Source organism: Ensifer sp. B1-9 (assembly GCF_050474445.1).
GTDB lineage: Bacteria > Pseudomonadota > Alphaproteobacteria > Rhizobiales > Rhizobiaceae > Ensifer.
In genome coordinates this window covers 115,180-132,295 of sequence record NZ_JBCHVG010000013.1, presented here as the reverse complement: position 1 = coordinate 132,295, position 17,116 = coordinate 115,180, and the positions used below count along the sequence as shown (strand labels likewise).

At 62.6% G+C, this 17,116-nt stretch carries 16 protein-coding genes; 3 read left to right on the top strand and 13 right to left on the bottom strand.

All coding sequences use genetic code 11. From position 1 onward, the window contains the following. Positions 1-4: 4 nt before the first annotated feature. Positions 5-838, top strand: a complete 834-nt coding sequence (gene mazG, locus ACQ5BM_RS24280) for a nucleoside triphosphate pyrophosphohydrolase (RefSeq protein WP_429816915.1) — start codon at positions 5-7, stop codon at positions 836-838. Positions 839-919: 81 nt separating this feature from the next. On the opposite strand, the gene hflX is transcribed toward mazG, so the two are convergent. From hflX to dusB, 9 genes are all read right to left on the bottom strand, one after another. Beyond that, a complete protein-coding gene (gene hflX, locus ACQ5BM_RS24275) occupies positions 920-2,245 on the bottom strand; it encodes a GTPase HflX (protein ID WP_429816913.1) in 1,326 nt (441 codons plus the stop codon). A gap of 78 nt (positions 2,246-2,323) precedes the next feature. Further along, positions 2,324-2,566 (bottom strand): RNA chaperone Hfq, encoded by a 243-nt coding sequence (gene hfq / locus ACQ5BM_RS24270; protein WP_003535434.1) that lies wholly within the window; start codon positions 2,564-2,566, stop codon positions 2,324-2,326. A gap of 109 nt (positions 2,567-2,675) precedes the next feature. Next, positions 2,676-3,539, bottom strand: a complete 864-nt coding sequence (locus ACQ5BM_RS24265) for a D-amino-acid transaminase (protein ID WP_429816911.1) — start codon at positions 3,537-3,539, stop codon at positions 2,676-2,678. Positions 3,540-3,550: 11 nt separating this feature from the next. Next, positions 3,551-4,927, bottom strand: coding sequence for a Trk system potassium transporter TrkA (gene trkA, locus ACQ5BM_RS24260; RefSeq protein ID WP_429816909.1), 1,377 nt, complete (start codon positions 4,925-4,927; stop codon positions 3,551-3,553). A 193-nt stretch (positions 4,928-5,120) separates the two neighbouring features. Then, on the bottom strand, positions 5,121-6,485 hold the full coding sequence (gene ntrX, locus ACQ5BM_RS24255) for a two-component system response regulator NtrX (protein ID WP_173516350.1): 1,365 nt from the start codon (positions 6,483-6,485) through the stop codon (positions 5,121-5,123). Further along, the gene (locus ACQ5BM_RS24250; protein WP_429816907.1) at positions 6,475-8,745 is read right to left on the bottom strand and encodes an ATP-binding protein; all 2,271 of its coding nucleotides are present in this window, start codon (positions 8,743-8,745) and stop codon (positions 6,475-6,477) included. Before ACQ5BM_RS24250 ends, ntrX begins: the two co-directional genes overlap by 11 nt. Positions 8,746-8,967: 222 nt before the next feature. Beyond that, on the bottom strand, positions 8,968-10,422 hold the full coding sequence (ntrC, locus tag ACQ5BM_RS24245) for a nitrogen regulation protein NR(I) (RefSeq protein ID WP_173516348.1): 1,455 nt from the start codon (positions 10,420-10,422) through the stop codon (positions 8,968-8,970). Beyond that, positions 10,419-11,570, bottom strand: a complete 1,152-nt coding sequence (locus tag ACQ5BM_RS24240; RefSeq protein WP_429816905.1) for a two-component system sensor histidine kinase NtrB — start codon at positions 11,568-11,570, stop codon at positions 10,419-10,421. Before ACQ5BM_RS24240 ends, ntrC begins: the two co-directional genes overlap by 4 nt. Further along, positions 11,567-12,610 (bottom strand): tRNA dihydrouridine synthase DusB, encoded by a 1,044-nt coding sequence (gene dusB / locus ACQ5BM_RS24235; RefSeq protein ID WP_429816904.1) that lies wholly within the window; start codon positions 12,608-12,610, stop codon positions 11,567-11,569. The genes ACQ5BM_RS24240 and dusB overlap by 4 nt, the downstream gene beginning before the upstream one ends. Before the next feature lie 148 nt (positions 12,611-12,758). Between dusB and ACQ5BM_RS24230 the strand changes: the two genes are divergently transcribed. Together ACQ5BM_RS24230 and ACQ5BM_RS24225 are read left to right on the top strand one after the other, a co-directional pair. Beyond that, a complete protein-coding gene (locus tag ACQ5BM_RS24230; RefSeq protein ID WP_429817207.1) occupies positions 12,759-13,964 on the top strand; it encodes a bifunctional 2-C-methyl-D-erythritol 4-phosphate cytidylyltransferase/2-C-methyl-D-erythritol 2,4-cyclodiphosphate synthase in 1,206 nt (401 codons plus the stop codon). Further along, entirely contained in the window at positions 13,964-14,461 is a 498-nt protein-coding gene (locus ACQ5BM_RS24225; protein ID WP_429817205.1) for a CinA family protein, read from the top strand. The genes ACQ5BM_RS24230 and ACQ5BM_RS24225 overlap by 1 nt, the downstream gene beginning before the upstream one ends. Here the strand turns inward: ACQ5BM_RS24225 and ACQ5BM_RS24220 are convergent. The 4 genes from ACQ5BM_RS24220 to ACQ5BM_RS24205 form a co-directional block, all read right to left on the bottom strand. After that, complete coding sequence (locus ACQ5BM_RS24220) at positions 14,449-14,898, bottom strand: type II toxin-antitoxin system RatA family toxin (RefSeq protein WP_429816901.1); 450 nt, start codon at positions 14,896-14,898, stop codon at positions 14,449-14,451. The genes ACQ5BM_RS24225 and ACQ5BM_RS24220 overlap by 13 nt on opposite strands. A 9-nt stretch (positions 14,899-14,907) precedes the next feature. Further along, positions 14,908-15,471 carry an AAA family ATPase gene (locus ACQ5BM_RS24215; RefSeq protein WP_429816898.1) on the bottom strand — a complete coding sequence of 188 codons (564 nt, stop codon included), beginning with the start codon at positions 15,469-15,471 and terminating at the stop codon, positions 14,908-14,910. A 178-nt stretch (positions 15,472-15,649) separates the two neighbouring features. Then, positions 15,650-16,618 (bottom strand): lipoyl synthase, encoded by a 969-nt coding sequence (lipA, locus tag ACQ5BM_RS24210; protein ID WP_173516343.1) that lies wholly within the window; start codon positions 16,616-16,618, stop codon positions 15,650-15,652. Between the two features lie 222 nt (positions 16,619-16,840). After that, complete coding sequence (locus tag ACQ5BM_RS24205; RefSeq protein ID WP_429816895.1) at positions 16,841-17,092, bottom strand: GlsB/YeaQ/YmgE family stress response membrane protein; 252 nt, start codon at positions 17,090-17,092, stop codon at positions 16,841-16,843. Between the last annotated feature and the right edge of the window lie 24 nt (positions 17,093-17,116).

The following is a 17,116-nucleotide window of genomic DNA, read 5'->3' as shown; positions in this document are numbered from 1 at the left end:
ATCCATGGAACCTTCACGCGACATCCAACGCCTGCTCGACATCATGGCGGCGCTTCGCCAACCTGAGACCGGCTGCCCCTGGGACATCGTCCAGACCTTCGAGACGATCAAGCCCTATACGATCGAGGAAGCCTATGAGGTCGCCGACGCCATCGAGCGCGGCGACATGCACGACCTCTGCGACGAACTCGGCGATCTCCTGCTGCAAGTGGTGTTCCACGCCCGCATGGCCGAGGAAGCCGGTGACTTCGCCTTCGGCGACGTCGTCGAGGCGGTGACGCGCAAGATGATCCGCCGGCATCCGCATGTCTTTGCCCGTTCCGACGCCGACACGCCCGAGGCGGTCAAGCTGCAATGGGACGAGATCAAGAAGGCAGAGAAGGCAGAACGACAGGCGCGACGCACCAAGCGCGGCCTCGCCCCGGATGCCGCTGCAAGCCATCTCGGTTCGGTCCAGCGCTCCTTTCCGGCGCTTGTCGAAGCGCTGAAACTGCAGGAGCGTGCCGCCAAGGTTGGCTTCGACTGGTCGGAACCCGAACCGATCCTCGACAAGATCGAGGAGGAGATCGGCGAACTGCGCCAGGCGCTGCGGGAAAAGGACCGCGCCAAGGTCAGCGACGAGCTGGGCGATTTGATCTTCGCAGTGGTCAACATCGGCCGCCACGTCGGGACTGACCCCGAAATGGCCCTTCGCGGCACCAACACCAAGTTCCGCCGCCGCTTCGCCCATATCGAGCGCGAGCTAGAAGCCGGCGGCGAGACGCTGGATAACGCGACGCTGGAGCGCATGGAAGAGCTTTGGCAGGCGGCCAAAGCGATCGAGCGGCAGTTGGGCTAGGACCGTCGGGGACGCAGATTTGCAATAGCGTCCCCTCGCACGCAGCCAGTGAAGCGAGTGGATCTGGGCGAGCGCTCAGGCTTACCAGTCTTCCTCGACGGGCTTCGGCCCATTTCCGAGACGACGCTCCAGATCGGCAGCTTCGTTTTCGGTCAGCCGGAGATCGAGGCTCACGCGCCCGTCTTCCAGATCCTCGCGGCCATCGACGATGGCGTGCTGATAGATCCAGGGTAGAAGCTGCAACTGGTCGATGCCGAGAACGACGGTGCATTCCGTCAGAACGCCCGACAGGCGTCGGCCGATTTCGGCGAGCAACTCGTCGACGCCCTCACCGGTGATCGCCGAGACGGCAACCGTATTGTCCGAGGTCGCTGCCTTGCCGCGCAACGCTTCGCGCGATTCGACGTCCAGCCGGTCGATCTTGTTCCAGACCTCGATCAGCCGTTCGGAGGCTTCCTTCTCGTCGATGCCGAGATCGGCGAGAATGCGGAGCACATCGCTTGCCTGCGCCTGGTTGTCCGGGTCGGAGAGATCGCGCACGTGCAAGACCAGATCCGCCTCCAGCACCTCTTCAAGCGTCGCGCGGAAGGCGGCGACGAGGTGCGTCGGCAGGTCGGATATGAAACCGACGGTGTCGGAGAGGATCACCATGCGGCCATGCGGCAGCTTCAGACGCCGAAGCGTCGGATCGAGCGTCGCAAACAGCATGTCCTCGGCGAGCACGCCCGCCCCGGTCATGCGGTTGAAAAGCGTGGACTTGCCGGCGTTGGTATAGCCGACGAGGGCGACGATCGGGTGCGGAACCTTCTTGCGTTTGGAACGGTGCAGCTGCCGGGTCCGGCGGACCTGTTCCAGTTCGCGCTCGAGCTTGACGATGCGGTCCTGCAGCAGGCGCCGGTCCGCTTCGATCTGGGTTTCACCCGGACCACCCATGAAGCCGCCGCCGCCGCGCTGACGCTCAAGGTGGGTCCAGCTTCGGACCAGGCGACCCTTCTGGTAGTTGAGATGTGCAAGATCGACCTGCAGCGTGCCTTCCTTGGTGGAAGCGCGGCGCCCGAAAATCTCAAGGATGAGGCCCGTTCGGTCGATGACCTTGGCGTTCCATTCCTTCTCGAGATTGCGCTGCTGCACAGGCGTCAAGGGATGGTCGACGATGACGAGGCCGGCATCCTGTTCGACGAGGATGTGGCCGATCTCCTCGATCTTGCCGGTGCCGAGCAGGGTGCCGGGCTTCGGCTGCGCCACCGGAACGATGGCGCCATGCACGACATCGAGGTCGATCGCCAGCGCCAGCCCGGTCGCCTCATCGAGGCGGCTTTCATCCGAGCGTGTGGTCGCGGCCGAGAGTATCTCTGCGGACTGTCTTCCGGTCTTTTTCAAGACCGGAACGATGACGACCGCGCGCATGTCGTCGCGGAGCTTCTCGAGCTCCGGAATGATCGACGACGATTTTGAATCCCGCTTGGTAATGTGCCTAACGTCCCGTCAGGATGCGGCTTCTTCGTTCTCGAACATCTGCAGCGGCTGGCCGGGCATGATGGTCGAGATCGCGTGCTTGTAGACCAGTTGCGAGTGGCCATCGCGACGCAACAGGACGCAGAAATTGTCAAAAGACGTCACGACACCAGTGAGCTTGACACCGTTGATAAGGAAAATTGTCAATGAAATCTTTTGTTTGCGGACCGTGTTGAGAAAGAGATCCTGCAAGTTTTGAGAACGTTCCGCCATCGCGCCGCTTCTTTCTTATTTGCCGGCGTTTCGCGCCGGTGCATTTTTGTCGATATCTGCAATCAGAGGCGCCACAAGTACCTTCCCCGACACCTCTCTAAGTTTGGTATCAAATCAATGTCTTTTCCGCAACGCCGAAAAAGGCTTCACGAATATTCTGTGCTATGCTTCCCGGATGCCCATTGCCGATCGGCCTGCCGTCCACCGAAACCACCGGAAAGCAGATGCTGGTAGCGGCGGTGATGAAGACCTCGCGCGCCGCGAGCATCTCCTCGACCGAGAACGCTCTCTCCTCCACCTTGAGCCCAAGCGGGCCCGCGACGTCCATCAGTGTGGTGCGGGTGATTCCCTTCAGGATTCCGTGCTCCGCCGGGCGTGTGCGCAGCGTTCCGTCGCGATCGACGATCCAGACATTGGTCGCGGCGCCCTCCTTCACCGTGCCATCGGCATCGACGAAAATCGCCTCCTGCGCGCCCTCCTCCTTCGCCTTCTGGCGGGCAAGCACGTTAGGGAGAAGCCCGACGGACTTGATGTCCACCCGGTCCCATCGGTTTTCCGGCACGGTGATCACCGAGATCCCCTGCGTCGCCTTTTTTGCAATGGCTTCGGCATCGGTGCGCTTCGCCGTCACCACGATCGTCGGCATGGTCTCCTTGGCCGGAAACACATGATCGCGGCGCGCCACGCCGCGCGTGACCTGCATGTAGAACAGGCCATTCCGGACCCGGTTGCGCCGGATCACCTCCCGGATCACATGCACCAGCGCCGCACGACGCATCGGCCAGTCGATGCGCAATTCACGAAGCGAACGGTCGAGACGATCGAGATGCCGGTTGAGATCGACGATGTAACCATGACGGACCTCGCAGACCTCGTAGACGCCGTCTGCAAACTGATAACCGCGGTCCTCAATATGGACTGCGGCGTCGGCATGCGGCACGTAGGCACCGTTGACATAGGCAATTCTCGGCATGGATCTCGGCCCTAGAAATACTGGATGCTGACGCGGAAAAGCTGTTCGACATGCCGCACGGCATCGGCGGCGGCAAAGAGCACAACACGGTCCTTCGCCTTGATCTTCGTGTTGCCGTCCGGGCGGATGAACGTCTTGTCGCGGTAGAGCGCGCCGATGCGGATGCCATCGGGAAGCTCGAGATCACGCAGGGCCCTGCCGACCAGCGGCGACGTTTCCAGCGCTTCGGCCTCGATCACCTCGGCCATCCCCTTCTGCACCGCGTAGACGGAGCGGATGCGTCCCTTGCGCACGTGTTGCAGCACGCGGGAGATCGTCACAGCACGCGGATTCACATAGGCGTCCACGCCAGCCGTGCCGGCAAAATCCTGATAGGATGGTTCGTTGATCAGCACGAGCGTCGACTTGGCGCCGAGCCGCTTCGCCATCATGCTGCCGAGGATGTTGATCTGGTCATTGTTCGTCAGCGCAACCACGAGGTCGGCATCCTGAACGTCCGCCTGCGCCAGGATCCGCTGATCCATCGCCGAGCCGTTGAGGACAACGGTGTTGCTCAGCTTATCCGCCATCACCACTGCCCGGTCGCGATCGCTCTCGATCAGCTTCACCCGGGTCCGCGGCTGATGCTCCTCGATGGCCTTGGCAACGAAGTAGCCAACATTGCCGCCGCCGAAGATGATAATGCGCCGCGCTTCCTGCTCCTCGTGACCGAAGAGCGCCAAGGTCCGGCGGGCATGGTCCCGGTCGCAAACGACATAGGCGATATCGCCCGCCTGCAACTGGTCATCAGAGTGCGGCACCATGACCTTGCCGTTGCGGAAGATGCCGGTCACCGTCGCGAGCAGATCGGGGAACAATTCGCTCAACTGCTGCAGCGGCGTGCCGACAACCGGGCAATCTTCGAGGCACTCGAAGGCGACCATGGCGACGCGATCTTCGGCGAAACGCACGACGTCGATCGCGCCGGGAAAGGAAATACGCCGCAGCACCAGCCGCCCAACCTCGACTTCCGGCGAAATGGTGACGTCGATCGGCACGTTCTCACGGGAGAAGAGGTTCGAATATTCGGGTGCGAGATAGCTTTGCGCCCGGATGCGGGCAAGCTTGGTCGGCACGTTGAAGATTGCATGCGCCACTTCACAGGCAACGATATTGACCTCGTCGGAAAGGGTGACTGCGATCAGCATGTCGGCCTGGTCGGCGCCGGCCTTGGCGAGCACGTCCGGATGCGCGCCGTGTCCGACATAGCCGCGCACATCAAGGCTTTCGGTGATGTTGGCAATCAATGCCGCCGACGTATCGATCACCGATACGTCGTTGTCTTCCTGTGCCAGACGCTCGGCGATGCCGTACCCAACCTGGCCCGCACCACAAATGACTACCTTCATGTCGACCTTTCAAAGAGCTACAGCGACCTTTGCGTCTACAGCGCCGCGCGTCTCATCAGACGCGCAAAGGTCGCTGTAGCATTTTGAATTGCTGCCTGTTTTTGTCCTTTAATCAGGTACGATTAAAGGACACGTGCAGTAGGACGCGCAGCGCTGTAGGAGCGCGGGTGCCAGGGCCGTAAGCTATATCGGCTCAGACGCCCAGCGACTTCAGCTTTCGATGCAGCGCCGACCGTTCCATACCGACGAATTCCGCCGTGCGCGAAATATTGCCGCCGAATCGATTGATCTGCGCGATCAGATAGTCGCGCTCGAACATTTCGCGAGCCTCACGCAACGGTAAGGTCATGATGTGCTGGTCGCCCTGGGCCGAGATCTTCGGCAGGGTGTCGCCCACTTCCGTCGGCAGCATGTCAGCCGAGATTGGGGTATCCGGACCGTCGCTGCGCGCAAGGATCATCAAACGCTCGATGTTGTTGCGAAGCTGGCGGATGTTACCGGGCCAGTCATGGGCCTGGAGTACGGCCAGCGCGTCGTCGCCGATCTTGCGCGGACGGATCCCCGCCTGCTCGCTGACCTGGCGCATGAACATGTCGACGAGGAACGGAATATCCTCGCGCCGCTCGGCAAGCGCCGGCACCCGCACCGGAATGACGGCAAGCCGATGGAACAGGTCTTCGCGGAACAGGCCCTCGGAGATCATGTTTTCGAGATTGTAGGCCGTCGAAGAGATGATCCGGACATCGACCCGGACGCGCTTGGTGCCACCGACGCGTTCGAACTGTTGGTCGACGAGCACGCGCAGGATCTTGTTTTGCGTCTCGCGCGGCATTTCGCCGATTTCGTCGAGATAGAGGATGCCGCCATGAGCCTCCTCAAGAGCGCCCGTGCGACGCGGCTGGCCCGGCGTGCCTTCGGTTCCGAAAAGCGCAATCTCCATGCGGTCAGGCGTGATTGCCGCGGCGTTCAGCGCCACGAACGGACCGGCAGAGCGCGTCGACTTGCGGTGGATCATCCGCGCAACCAGTTCCTTGCCCGACCCGGACGGCCCCTGGATCATGATTCGGCTGTTGGTCGGCGCAACCTTCTCGATCGTCTGACGAAGCTGCGACACGGCAACCGACGTGCCGATCAACTCAACGGGATCGCCGGATTTCCTCTTCAGCTCAGAGACTTCACGCTTGAGCTTCGAGTTTTCCAGCGCCCGTTCGGCAATCAGGATCAGCCGGTCGGCCTTGAAGGGCTTCTCGATGAAGTCGTAGGCGCCACGCTTGATGGCGTTGACCGCGGTCTCGATGTTGCCGTGACCGGAAATCATGACGACCGGAAGATCCGGATACCGTCCCTTGATCTCGTCGAGCAACGCCAGTCCGTCGAGGCGGCTTCCCTGCATCCAGATGTCGAGGAAGACGAGACGCGGCACGCGATCGCTGATCGCCGCCAGCGCGCTGTCGCTGTCGAAGGCGGTGCGGGTTTCGTGCCCTTCGTCAGAGAGGATACCCGATACGATCTCGCGGATATCTTCCTCATCGTCCACAACCAGAATATCAGCGGCCATCGCTCGCACCCTTATCCTTCAAACTGTCTTCGCCCCCGGTCTCTCCGGCAGGCGGCAGGATCACGCGGATCATCGCCCCGACACCGCCGTCGAAATCGGCTGGCGCATCGTGCAATTCCAATTGTCCGCCATGGTCCTCAATGATCTTCTTGACGATGGCGAGCCCGAGGCCCGTGCCCTTCTCGCGCATCGTCATGTACGGCTCCAGAATCCTGTGCCGGTTCTCCGTCGGCAGGCCCTTGCCGTTGTCGATGATATCGACAACGAAGCGACCCGAGGCCAGGTCAGTTCGTGCTCGCGCAACGATCATCGCGTGGCCGCGCACCGCATCAGCCGGCACCGCCTCGATCGATTCGACCGCATTCTTGACGATGTTGCCGAAGGCCTGACCGAGCATGCGCCCATCAAACAGGCCTTCGAGCGGCTCTTCGCCGAGGTCCCGCACGAAATCGATGTGATTGTTGCCCATCTCGCGCAGGAACATCGCATCCTTCAGGATCGCGCGGAGATCGGCCTTCTCCTTGGTCGGCTTCGGCATGCGCGCGAAAGCCGAGAACTCGTCGACCATGCGGCCGATGTCTTCCACCTGACGCACGATCGTATCGGTGCACTGGTCGAAGACGGTCTTGTCTTCCTGATTGATCTGCTTGCCGTAGCGGCGCTTGAGGCGCTCGGCGGAGAGCTGGATCGGCGTCAGCGGGTTCTTGATCTCATGCGCGATGCGGCGCGCCACATCGGCCCAGGCCGTCGAACGCTGGGCTATGACGAGGTCGGTGATGTCGTCGATGGTGATGACGTAGGACTCGTTCGACTCGCCGCCCTCTTCGCGCGTTACTTGAACGTTCAGCGTCCGCTCGGTCCCGCCGCGCATGATGTTGATCTGTTTGCGGTAGTCGTTGCGGTGGCGGTTTTCGGCCTCGACCAGGACCTCTTCGATCTCCGGCGCCACCGTGCGCAAATCGGCTCCCAGGAGCTCAGGCGCCGCCTTCTTCAGGAAGTCTTCGGAGGAAGAGTTGACGATGGTGATCTGCCGGTCGCGGCCGACACCGATCACGGCCGCGGTCACGCCTGAAAGGACGGCCTCGATGAACCGGCGGCGATGGTCGACTTCGTCCTTCGCCTCCAGGATCTGCTCCTGCTGGCTGCGGATTTCCGAGACCATCTTGTTGAAGGTGCGCGACAGGTTGCCAACGTCGCCGTCGACTGCGCGGACCGGCACGACGACATCGAGATTGCCCGAGGCGACGCTATCGGCAGCGCCGATCAATTGGCGAATGGGCCGGACGATCCGGTCGGCGACGGCGATGGCTGTCCAGATCGCAGCCAGGAGAACGATGAGCGCAAAGCCGATGTAGAGGACGCCGAAGGCGATCTGCGTGAAGGTCCGCCCGGCCTCCAGCATCTTGTACTCGGCGGTGTTCTCTTCCATCAGCCGCAGCGAGCGCATCACTTCCGGATCGACGTTGCGAACCGTGTAGAGATAGGTGCCTGGAATATCGTCGAGCGGAATCACGGCGCCGACGAGGTTGGTGACCCCTGGCGGGATCAGTGTCGGCTGGCCGGATACGGAGCTTTTCAGCGCGTCCGGAGGAATGGCCGGCAGCGGGCGGTCCGTGGAAATGTTGGCCTGGATGATGGCGCTGCCGTCGGCTCGCACGAGGAAGGCGCCGAGCATGCCGCGGCCACGCGCCTGGCGGGTCATCAGCTCCGTAAAGCCGGTGCGGTCGAGGCTATAGAGCTGCCGGTTGCGTTCGAGGTCGTTCGCCATCGACACGGTCTGGCCCTGCAAGTAACTGGCATTCTCGAGCACATAGGCCTGGGCAACGTTGATCGACGAGCGGACGATCGCCTGGGTTCGAAGCGAAAACCAGCGATCGAGACCGACGTCGAGGGTGATGCTTGCAAAAATCGCGACGAGAACCGCCGGCGTGATCGCGACGATCGAAAACAGGGCAACGATGCGCACGTGCAGGCGCGCGGCGGCGCGGCCCTTGCTGCGGGCACGCAGCAGCCGCAGGATTTCGCGGGCGATCAGGTAGATAAGGCCGACGACGAACAGGCTGTTGATGGCAGCGCAGGCGATGACGACATTTCTCTCGAGCCGTATCGGCGTCAATCCGAGAAGCACGAGCAGCGAGATGGTGGCGCAGATCAAGGCGCCGGTCGCCAGCATCAACCCCGGGAGAGCAAAGGACGCGCGCCGGTCCTGCGCCGCGAGTCCCTCATCTGTGCCCAGCGGCAAGGCCATTGCATCCACCATAAAAAGCGTTCCCCCAACCGCCGCCTGTCGGCGACGGCATCACTTGCTGGCATTCTCTGGTCAAAGGTTGACCTCACCGCCCAAATGGGCTGCTGCGTTGCACCCCCAGTCAATCAATTGGGTCAAATCGATTGAACGAGACGGCAACGATGCACGATTCGGCGGTCGTCACACGTTCAAGCAACGCATTGTGGCGAAAATGCAACGGTGGTCGTGGCCAAGTCAAGCGCTGCGTGAGCTGCGATAGACCGAAACGCCGAGTTCGCGGATTTTCTTGCGCAGCGTGTTACGGTTGAGGCCGAGCAAATCGGCCGCCTTGATCTGGTTACCACGGGTTGCGGTAAGCGCCGCCAGGATCAGCGGATACTCCATTTCGGCGAGCACCCGGTCGTAGAGGCCGGCCGGAGGCAAGGCATCGCCGAAGCTTGCGAAATACTGGCGCATGTTTTCTTCGACGGCCTGCGAAATGGTGAGCGATCCGGGCCGCGCCGCGGTCTTCTCGATCGGGCTGTCCGGTATCTCGGAACGCAACTCGTTTTCGATGATTTCGCGGGTGATCACGTCCTGTGGATAAAGTGCCGTGAGGCGCCGCACCAGGTTTTCCAGCTCGCGCACGTTGCCCGGCCAGGCATGCGCCTTCATCAGTTCCAGCGCTTCGTGATCGAAGCGCTTGACGTCGAGCCCTTCCTTTTCCGCCTGCTGGACGAAGTGGCGAACGAGATCCGGGATATCCTCTGCGCGATCCCTCAGCGGCGGCAGCCGCAACGGCACGACGTTGAGGCGATAATAGAGGTCTTCGCGAAACAGGCCCTGATTGATCGATTGCTTCAGGTCCTTGTTGGTCGCCGCCACGATGCGCACGTCCGAGCGGATCGGCGTGCGGCCGCCAACGGTCGTATACTCGCCCTGCTGCAGCACGCGCAGCAGACGGGTCTGCGCGTCCATCGGCATATCGCCGATTTCATCGAGGAAGAGCGTGCCGCCCTCGGCCTGCTCGAAACGACCGGTCGAGCGCATCTGTGCACCGGTGAAAGCGCCCTTCTCATGGCCGAAGAGTTCCGACTCGATCAGATCGCGCGGGATCGCCGCCATGTTGATCGCCACGAACGGGCCGTTGCGGCGCTTGCCGTAATCATGCAGCGCGCGGGCGACGAGTTCCTTGCCGGTGCCGGACTCGCCGGTGATCATCAGCGTCAGGTCCGTCTGCATCAGGCGCGCGAGCACCCGGTAGATTTCCTGCATCGCCGCCGAACGGCCAACCAGCGGCATGCCGTCCTGGGTGTCGTCGTCGAGCTTCGCCGGGCGACGCTTGGGTTCCGAGAGCGCCCGGCCGATGATGCCGATGAGCTCGGTGAGGTCGAAGGGCTTCGGCAGATAGTCGTAGGCGCCCTTCTCCGAAGCCTTGATCGCCGTCATGAAGGTGTTCTGGGCGCTCATGACCAGCACCGGCAGATCGGGGCGCGCCTTCTTGATGCGCGGCAGCAGGTCGAAGGCATTCTCGTCGGGCATCACGACGTCGGTCACGACGAGATCGCCGTCGCCCGCCGCTATCCAGCGCCACAGCGTCGCCGCATTGGAGGTGATGCGTACATCGTAGCCGGCGCGGCTCAGCGCCTGGTTCAGCACGGTGCGAATGGCTGCGTCGTCATCCGCGACGAGGATCGTGGCACCCGTCATGCAAGGTTTCCTTTTGTCATCGGCATGTCGTCTTCATCCGCTGCCTGGCCCTTGGAGGCCGGCATCAGGACACGGAAAGTCGTGCGGTTCTGCTGGCTGTCGCATTCGACGATGCCGCCATGGGCACCGATGATCTTGGCGACCAGCGCAAGCCCCAGGCCGGAACCGTTGGTCTTGGTGGTGATGAAAGGATCGAAGAGCAGCGGCAGGAGATCGGAGGGCACGCCCGGCCCATTGTCGTGCACGCAGAATTCCAGCGGCAGCGAGATCTTCTCGCGCGTTCCGGCAACCGACAGGCGGATGCCCGGTCTGTAGGCCGTCGTCAGCACGATCTCGCCATCTGAGCGCTCGCCGATCGCTTCGGCCGCATTCTTGATCAGGTTCAGGAACACCTGAACCAGTTGATCGCGGTTGGCGAAGACCGGCGGCAGGGACGGATCGTAGTTCTCCGCGAACTTGATGTGTCGCGCGAAGCCGGCCTTGGCGATCGCTTTCACGTGGTCGAGCACCGAGTGAATGTTCAGCGGCACGCGATCCACGGGGCGCTCGTCGGAAAACACCTCCATGCGATCAACCAGCGAGACGATGCGGTCGGTCTCATCGCAGATCAGTCGCGTCAGCGCCCTGTCTTCGTCATTGACCGAGGTTTCCAGAAGCTGTGCGGCGCCGCGTATGCCGGAAAGCGGATTCTTGATCTCGTGCGCCAGCATCGAGGCAAGGCCCGTCACCGAACGGGCGGCGCCGCGATGGGTCAGTTGCCTGTCGATCTTGTCGGCCATCGAGCGCTCCTGGAAGACGACGACGACCGCGCCCGGCTCGGAAAGAACCGGCGCGACATAGAGATCGACGAGCTTGTCGGCGCCGAGACGCGGCGAGCTCAGGTCGACGCGGTACTCATTTACCGGCGCCTTGCGTTCGCGGACCTGCTCGATCAGGGTCAGCAGCGGACTGCCGAAGGGGATGAAGGCGCTGATATTGTGGCGCGCCAGGTGATTGGCGCTGGCGCCGAAAAACGATTCGGCCTCCCAGTTGGCGAAGGCGACCAATCCATTGGCATCGACCAGAATCACCGGGTTCTGAATGGCATTTAGAACCGCCATCGACAGACCGTTCGCGGCGGCATCGGGAATGCTCGGTTTCTCGGTCATGCGGCGATTCCTTCTGCGACCGTCTCGCCGTCAGACTTGGCCGGCGCCGCATCCAGCATCGCCGCGCGCGCCCTGTCGCGGACAAATCGGACATCGGTCGACGTCAGGATTGCAGCCTTTTCCGCGCCTGCCATGTCGGGGGCGGCGCGGTCGAGATACCAGGCGACATGCTTGCGGGCATGCCGCAAGCCGACGTCGACACCATAGAATTCGAGCATCATTTCGTAGTGCTCCGCAAAGATATCGGCGGTCTGCGCTTGCGAGGGGTGCTCGACAGCACCGGCGAGAAAGCCGATGTGCCACGGGCGCCCCTGCGACGAGCGTCCGGCCATGACGGCGTCGGCACCCGACCGGCGCAGAATCTCTTCCGCGTCGGCGATCGTCTCCACGTCGCCATTGGCGACCAGCGGAACGGTAACGGCGTCGCGAACCGGGCGAATGGCATCCCAATCGGCCTTGCCGTTGTAGAACTGCATGCGCGTGCGACCGTGCACAGTGATCGCCTTCACGCCCGCTTCTTCGGCGCGTTTCGCAATCAGCGGCGCATTGATGGAGTTTTCATCCCAGCCGAGCCGCATCTTCAGCGTCACCGGCACATCGACAGCGTTTACCGTCGCCGCGACCAATGACAACGCGTGGTCGGGATCGCGCATGAGCGCCGAGCCGGAATAACCGCCCGTCACCTTCTTGGCCGGGCAGCCCATGTTGATATCGATGATATCGGCACCATTGTCGGCGGCGATCCTGGCGGCTTCCGCCATCCAGTGCGCTTCACGACCGGCGAGCTGGACGATGTGCGGCTTGATGCCCGAATTCTTCAGCCGCGCCCAGGATTCCGACGCGTTGCAGACCAGCTCGCGGCTCGCAACCATCTCGGTAACGACGAAGCCGGCACCAAAGCGCCAGGCGAGCCGCCGGAACGGCAGATCGGTAACACCGGACATGGGTGCGAGCGCGACCCGGTTGCGGATTTCGATCGTCCCGATCCGGAGCGGCGATGAAAGAGCCGGAATTGGCAAATGCTTATCTTTCAGGCACATATTGTTGCTGCACTATTTTTAGACATTGTTCTTGAGCTTGCCAAGCGATTTCGGCGCCTTGCGCAAATTTCCTAGCTTGGCTGGCAAAGCACGACCCTTCGCGGTACATCACGGCGAAGATCGGCGAATGCGGGACCTCATACAGAAGATGCAGCCTCAAGAACAGCTTAAGTGCGGCGTGGTGATCGTTGCAGCCGGGCGCGGCGAACGAGCAGGACAATCCGCCGAAGGTCCGAAGCAATATCGAACCATCGGCGACCGCCCCGTTATCGCCCATACGCTTGACACTTTCGCGACATGGCCGGGCGTGGGCCCGATTGTCGTCGTCATCCACCCGGACGACGAGGCCCTGTTCGACGCGGCGCGCAAACGCTCGGTGGCCGGCGATGTGATCACCGTCCATGGCGGCGCGACACGGCAGGTATCCGTGCTCGCCGGCCTCGAGGCACTCGTCGGGACCGGCGTGGGCCATGTCATGATCCACGATGCGGTCCGCCCCTTTGCTGATCACGCGCTGCTTTCGCGTTGCGCCGCCGCGCTCGGCGGCGAGGTCAAGGCCGTGTTGCCGGCGGTCGCGGTCGCGGACACGCTCAAGCGCGCGGGCAAGGGCAGCGTCGTGCTGGAGACTGTGCCGCGCGACGGTCTCTATGGCGCGCAAACACCGCAAACCTTTGACCTTCCGGCCATTCTTGCCGCACACCGGGATGCGGCCAAGAGCGGCCGCACCGATTTCACTGACGATGCTTCGATCGCCGAATGGGCCGGCCTCAAGGTCGTCCTCGTCGAGGGCACGGTGGACAACATCAAGCTTACGTTGAGAAGGGATATCGCCATGGCCGACGAGAAGCTCAAGCGCACCGCTCTGCCCGATGTGCGCACGGGCAACGGTTACGACGTGCACCAGTTGATCGAAGGCGACGGCGTCACGCTCTGCGGCGTCTTCATTCCGCACACGAAGACGCTCTCCGGCCATTCCGATGCGGACGTAGCGCTGCACGCGCTCACCGACGCGCTGCTCGCCACCTGTGGCGCCGGCGACATCGGCGACCATTTCCCGCCGTCCGATCCGCAATGGAAGGGCGCGCCGTCGCGCATTTTCCTGGAGCATGCCGCACGGATCGTGCGCGAGCGCGGCGGCATCATCACCAATGCCGACATCTCGCTCATCGCCGAAGCGCCAAAGGTCGGACCGCATCGCCTGACGATGCGTCAGAACCTCGCGGACATGCTGGGAATTTCGCTCGACCGCTGCTCCGTCAAGGCCACGACGAACGAACGCCTCGGCTTCGTCGGCCGCGATGAAGGCATCGCTGCGATCGCCACAGCCACCGTCGTCTATGGGAGCCTTTCGTGATGTGGCCCGCCGACATCGAGGTCAAAGCCGGCGAAATCATCGCCGAGTTCACGGCACGCGGCCTCAAGGTCGCGACGGCCGAATCCTGCACCGGCGGCCTGATCGCGGGGGCGCTCACCGAGATTTCCGGTTCGTCTGCCGTCGTCGACCGCGGTTTCGTCACCTATTCCAACGAAGCGAAGGTCGCCATGCTCGACGTCGAGACGGCGACCCTTGCCGCCCATGGTGCGGTTTCGCGCCAAACGGCAATCGAGATGGTACAAGGCGCGCTGCGACATTCGGCAGCGGATTTTGCGGTTGCCGTCACTGGCATTGCCGGCCCGGGCGGCGGATCGTCTGAAAAGCCGGTCGGGCTCGTGCACCTTGCGGCATCGGGGCGAAATGGTGAGATGCTGCATCGGGAGATGCGTTATGGCGACATCGGCCGCAGTGGCATCCGGCTTGCGACCGTCCGCAGCGCGCTCGATATGCTCGCGGAAATCGCTCAGATTGCGTAGATGCTGTCGGCGCGTTTTTCGAAGGCGTCGGAGAACATCCGGAAGGCGCGGTCGAACATCGAGCCCATCAAGGCGCCGAGAATGCGGCTCTTGAACTCGTAGTCGATGTAGAAATGCACCACCGACTGCCCCTCGCCCGCCGGTTCGAAACGCCAACGGTTGTCGAGGTACTTGAACGGCCCGTCGATGTATTTGACGTCGATCGCACGCTCGGCCTTGTTCAACAGCACCTGTGTCGTGAAGGTCTCGCGGATCGCCTTGTAGCCGACGGTCATGTCGGCAAGCAGCAACACCTTGCTGTCGCGCTCCTTGCGTGAGCGCACCGTCAGCGCCTCGCAGAGCGGCAGGAATTCGGGATAGTGCTCGACATCGGCGACGAGATCGAACATCTGGTCGGCGCTATGCTTGACGACATGGTTGGTTTCGAAATGTGGCATGATCGAGAGCTAGTGGCCCCGCTTTATCTTAGCAAGTAGCAACGCCGTTTCGGCGTGCGATTTCAACACGAGAACCGGCAGGTCGGCATGAGCCGCCAGTTGCATCTCGATCTCAACCGCGTCCCTCCGCTCGAAGTTCCAGACGTAGCGGAGGAAATCGAGATCGATCTTCTCCGGACAACCGTCGGCCATATCCGGGCGGGTCTTTTTCCAATAGGCGAACCAGCGCCAGAGCACCCCGCGCAGCGACACCCACCGCGGCGGCCGCATCCAGACCACGACATGCGCGCGCGGCAGCCGCAGCGGCAGCGTCTTCGGACCCGTGCCATCCATGATCCAGCGTTCGCCGGCCGCAGCCTTCGAGATCAGCGCGAGCATTTCCTGCCTCGGCCGAAGCTTCCATCCCGGCAACCAGAAGAACTCCCGGTCCATCGCCAGATGCGGCAGATCGAGCCGCTCGGACAGTTGCCGGGAAAGCGTGCTCTTGCCGCTGCCGGAACAGCCGATCACCAGAATACGTTGCGCATTCCCGAGATGCGACGCTGCCTCTTCCCCGTTCACGTATCGCGGCATCGGCAAGCCTCCTCTGGAGACAACCGTTAGGCGATCGAGCGGGCGGATGCAAGATTGGCGCGAGCGTCCGAAAGTCGCGCCATGGCGCGGCAAGCGTTCCGGTAAAAACAAAAGCCCCAAAACAAAAAGCTCCGGCGCAAGCGCCGGAGCCGATCGTTCTCGAGACCCGCAGTCCGCCTTACTCGGCAGCCTGCAGTTTTTTCTCGCGCGCCGCCCTCAGACGGGCAAAGTCATCGCCGGCATGGTGCGACGAGCGAGTCAACGGGCTCGAGGAAACCATGAGGAAACCCTTGGTATAGGCGACGGTCTCGTAGGACTTGAACTCTTCGGGGGTCACGAACTTCTCGACCTTGTGGTGCTTGCGCGTCGGCTGCAGGTACTGACCGATCGTCAGGAAGTCGACATCGGCGGTGCGCAGGTCGTCCATCAACTGCAGCACTTCGTTGCGCTCTTCGCCGAGGCCGACCATGATGCCGGACTTGGTGAACATCGTCGGGTCCAGCTCCTTCACGCGCTGCAACAGGCGCACGGAGTGGAAATAGCGCGCACCCGGGCGGACCGTCAGATAGTTGCCAGGCACCGTTTCCATGTTGTGGTTGAAGACGTCGGGCTTGGCGGCAACGACGCGTTCCAGCGCACCCGGTTTCTTCAGGAAGTCCGGCGTCAGGATCTCGATGGTGGTCGTCGGCGAAGCCTCGCGGATCGCCCAGATGACCTTCTCGAAGTGCTCGGCGCCACCATCCTCCAGATCGTCACGGTCGACGGAGGTGATGACGACGTGGCTGAGGCCCATCTGCTTGACGGCCTTTGCAATGTTCGCCGGCTCTTCGAGATCGAGCGCATTCGGCTTGCCGGTCGCGACGTTGCAGAAGGCGCAGGCACGGGTGCAGATCTCACCCATGATCATGAAGGTGGCGTGCTTCTTGTCCCAACATTCGCCGATGTTCGGGCAGCCGGCCTCTTCGCAGACCGTGACGAGCTTGTTGCTCTTCACGATCGAGCGCGTCTCCTGATAGCCCTTCGACATCGGCGCCTTGACGCGGATCCAGTCCGGCTTGCGCATCACTTCCGTGTCGGGCTTGTGCGCCTTTTCCGGGTGGCGGACGCGTTGCGCCCGGTCAGAGACGGCATCGAACACCGTTACCATACTGTCTTCCTCATCGCGGCGGGACCGGCATCAGGCCGGGTGACCCATTTTCGCTCTATATAGACGGCCCGACGGCAAATGTCAGGCCGTCTGCAGCGCCGCGCATCTCTCGGACGCGCAAAGGTCGCTGTAGTCCTTCAAATTGCTGCATCCCTAAGTCGGAGACGACCCCAGGAAGCATGCGAGATTGAAGCCCGACGGAAGCGCTGGTCGCCCGGCAGGCTATCGTTTGACGGCGCGACCAGCGGCAATCAACAGGCAGGCGCCGATGAAGCCGATGACCAGGTAGGCGACCCATCCGACAAAAGCCATGCCGAAGGCCGCCAGGATAAAGTTCAGCACCACCGCGCCGATGATGCCGAGCAGTATGTTCATGAACAGACCCATGTCGCTGTGCATGAACTTCTCCGCGAGCCATCCGGCCAAACCGCCGATGATGATCGCAGCCAGAATGCCGACGCCGTTCACGCTCATTTTGGTCTCCGTGCATTGAGGACG

What these genes read in the sequence shown, in the direction of transcription:
- ACQ5BM_RS24205 (WP_429816895.1), bottom strand. Translation starts at nt 17,092, where the DNA reads ATGAGCGTGAACGGCGTCGGCATTCTGGCTGCGATCATCATCGGCGGT.
- trkA (WP_429816909.1), bottom strand. Translation starts at nt 4,927, where the DNA reads ATGAAGGTAGTCATTTGTGGTGCGGGCCAGGTTGGGTACGGCATCGCC.
- ntrX (WP_173516350.1), bottom strand. Translation starts at nt 6,485, where the DNA reads ATGGCCGCTGATATTCTGGTTGTGGACGATGAGGAAGATATCCGCGAG.
- ACQ5BM_RS24230 (WP_429817207.1), top strand. Translation starts at nt 12,759, where the DNA reads ATGCAGCCTCAAGAACAGCTTAAGTGCGGCGTGGTGATCGTTGCAGCC.
- ACQ5BM_RS24225 (WP_429817205.1), top strand. Translation starts at nt 13,964, where the DNA reads ATGTGGCCCGCCGACATCGAGGTCAAAGCCGGCGAAATCATCGCCGAG.
- ntrC (WP_173516348.1), bottom strand. Translation starts at nt 10,422, where the DNA reads ATGACGGGTGCCACGATCCTCGTCGCGGATGACGACGCAGCCATTCGC.
- mazG (WP_429816915.1), top strand. Translation starts at nt 5, where the DNA reads ATGGAACCTTCACGCGACATCCAACGCCTGCTCGACATCATGGCGGCG.
- lipA (WP_173516343.1), bottom strand. Translation starts at nt 16,618, where the DNA reads ATGGTAACGGTGTTCGATGCCGTCTCTGACCGGGCGCAACGCGTCCGC.
- ACQ5BM_RS24220 (WP_429816901.1), bottom strand. Translation starts at nt 14,898, where the DNA reads ATGCCACATTTCGAAACCAACCATGTCGTCAAGCATAGCGCCGACCAG.
- ACQ5BM_RS24250 (WP_429816907.1), bottom strand. Translation starts at nt 8,745, where the DNA reads ATGGTGGATGCAATGGCCTTGCCGCTGGGCACAGATGAGGGACTCGCG.
- hfq (WP_003535434.1), bottom strand. Translation starts at nt 2,566, where the DNA reads ATGGCGGAACGTTCTCAAAACTTGCAGGATCTCTTTCTCAACACGGTC.
- ACQ5BM_RS24240 (WP_429816905.1), bottom strand. Translation starts at nt 11,570, where the DNA reads ATGACCGAGAAACCGAGCATTCCCGATGCCGCCGCGAACGGTCTGTCG.
- hflX (WP_429816913.1), bottom strand. Translation starts at nt 2,245, where the DNA reads ATGCGCGCGGTCGTCATCGTTCCGGTCTTGAAAAAGACCGGAAGACAG.
- dusB (WP_429816904.1), bottom strand. Translation starts at nt 12,610, where the DNA reads ATGTGCCTGAAAGATAAGCATTTGCCAATTCCGGCTCTTTCATCGCCG.
- ACQ5BM_RS24215 (WP_429816898.1), bottom strand. Translation starts at nt 15,471, where the DNA reads ATGCCGCGATACGTGAACGGGGAAGAGGCAGCGTCGCATCTCGGGAAT.
- ACQ5BM_RS24265 (WP_429816911.1), bottom strand. Translation starts at nt 3,539, where the DNA reads ATGCCGAGAATTGCCTATGTCAACGGTGCCTACGTGCCGCATGCCGAC.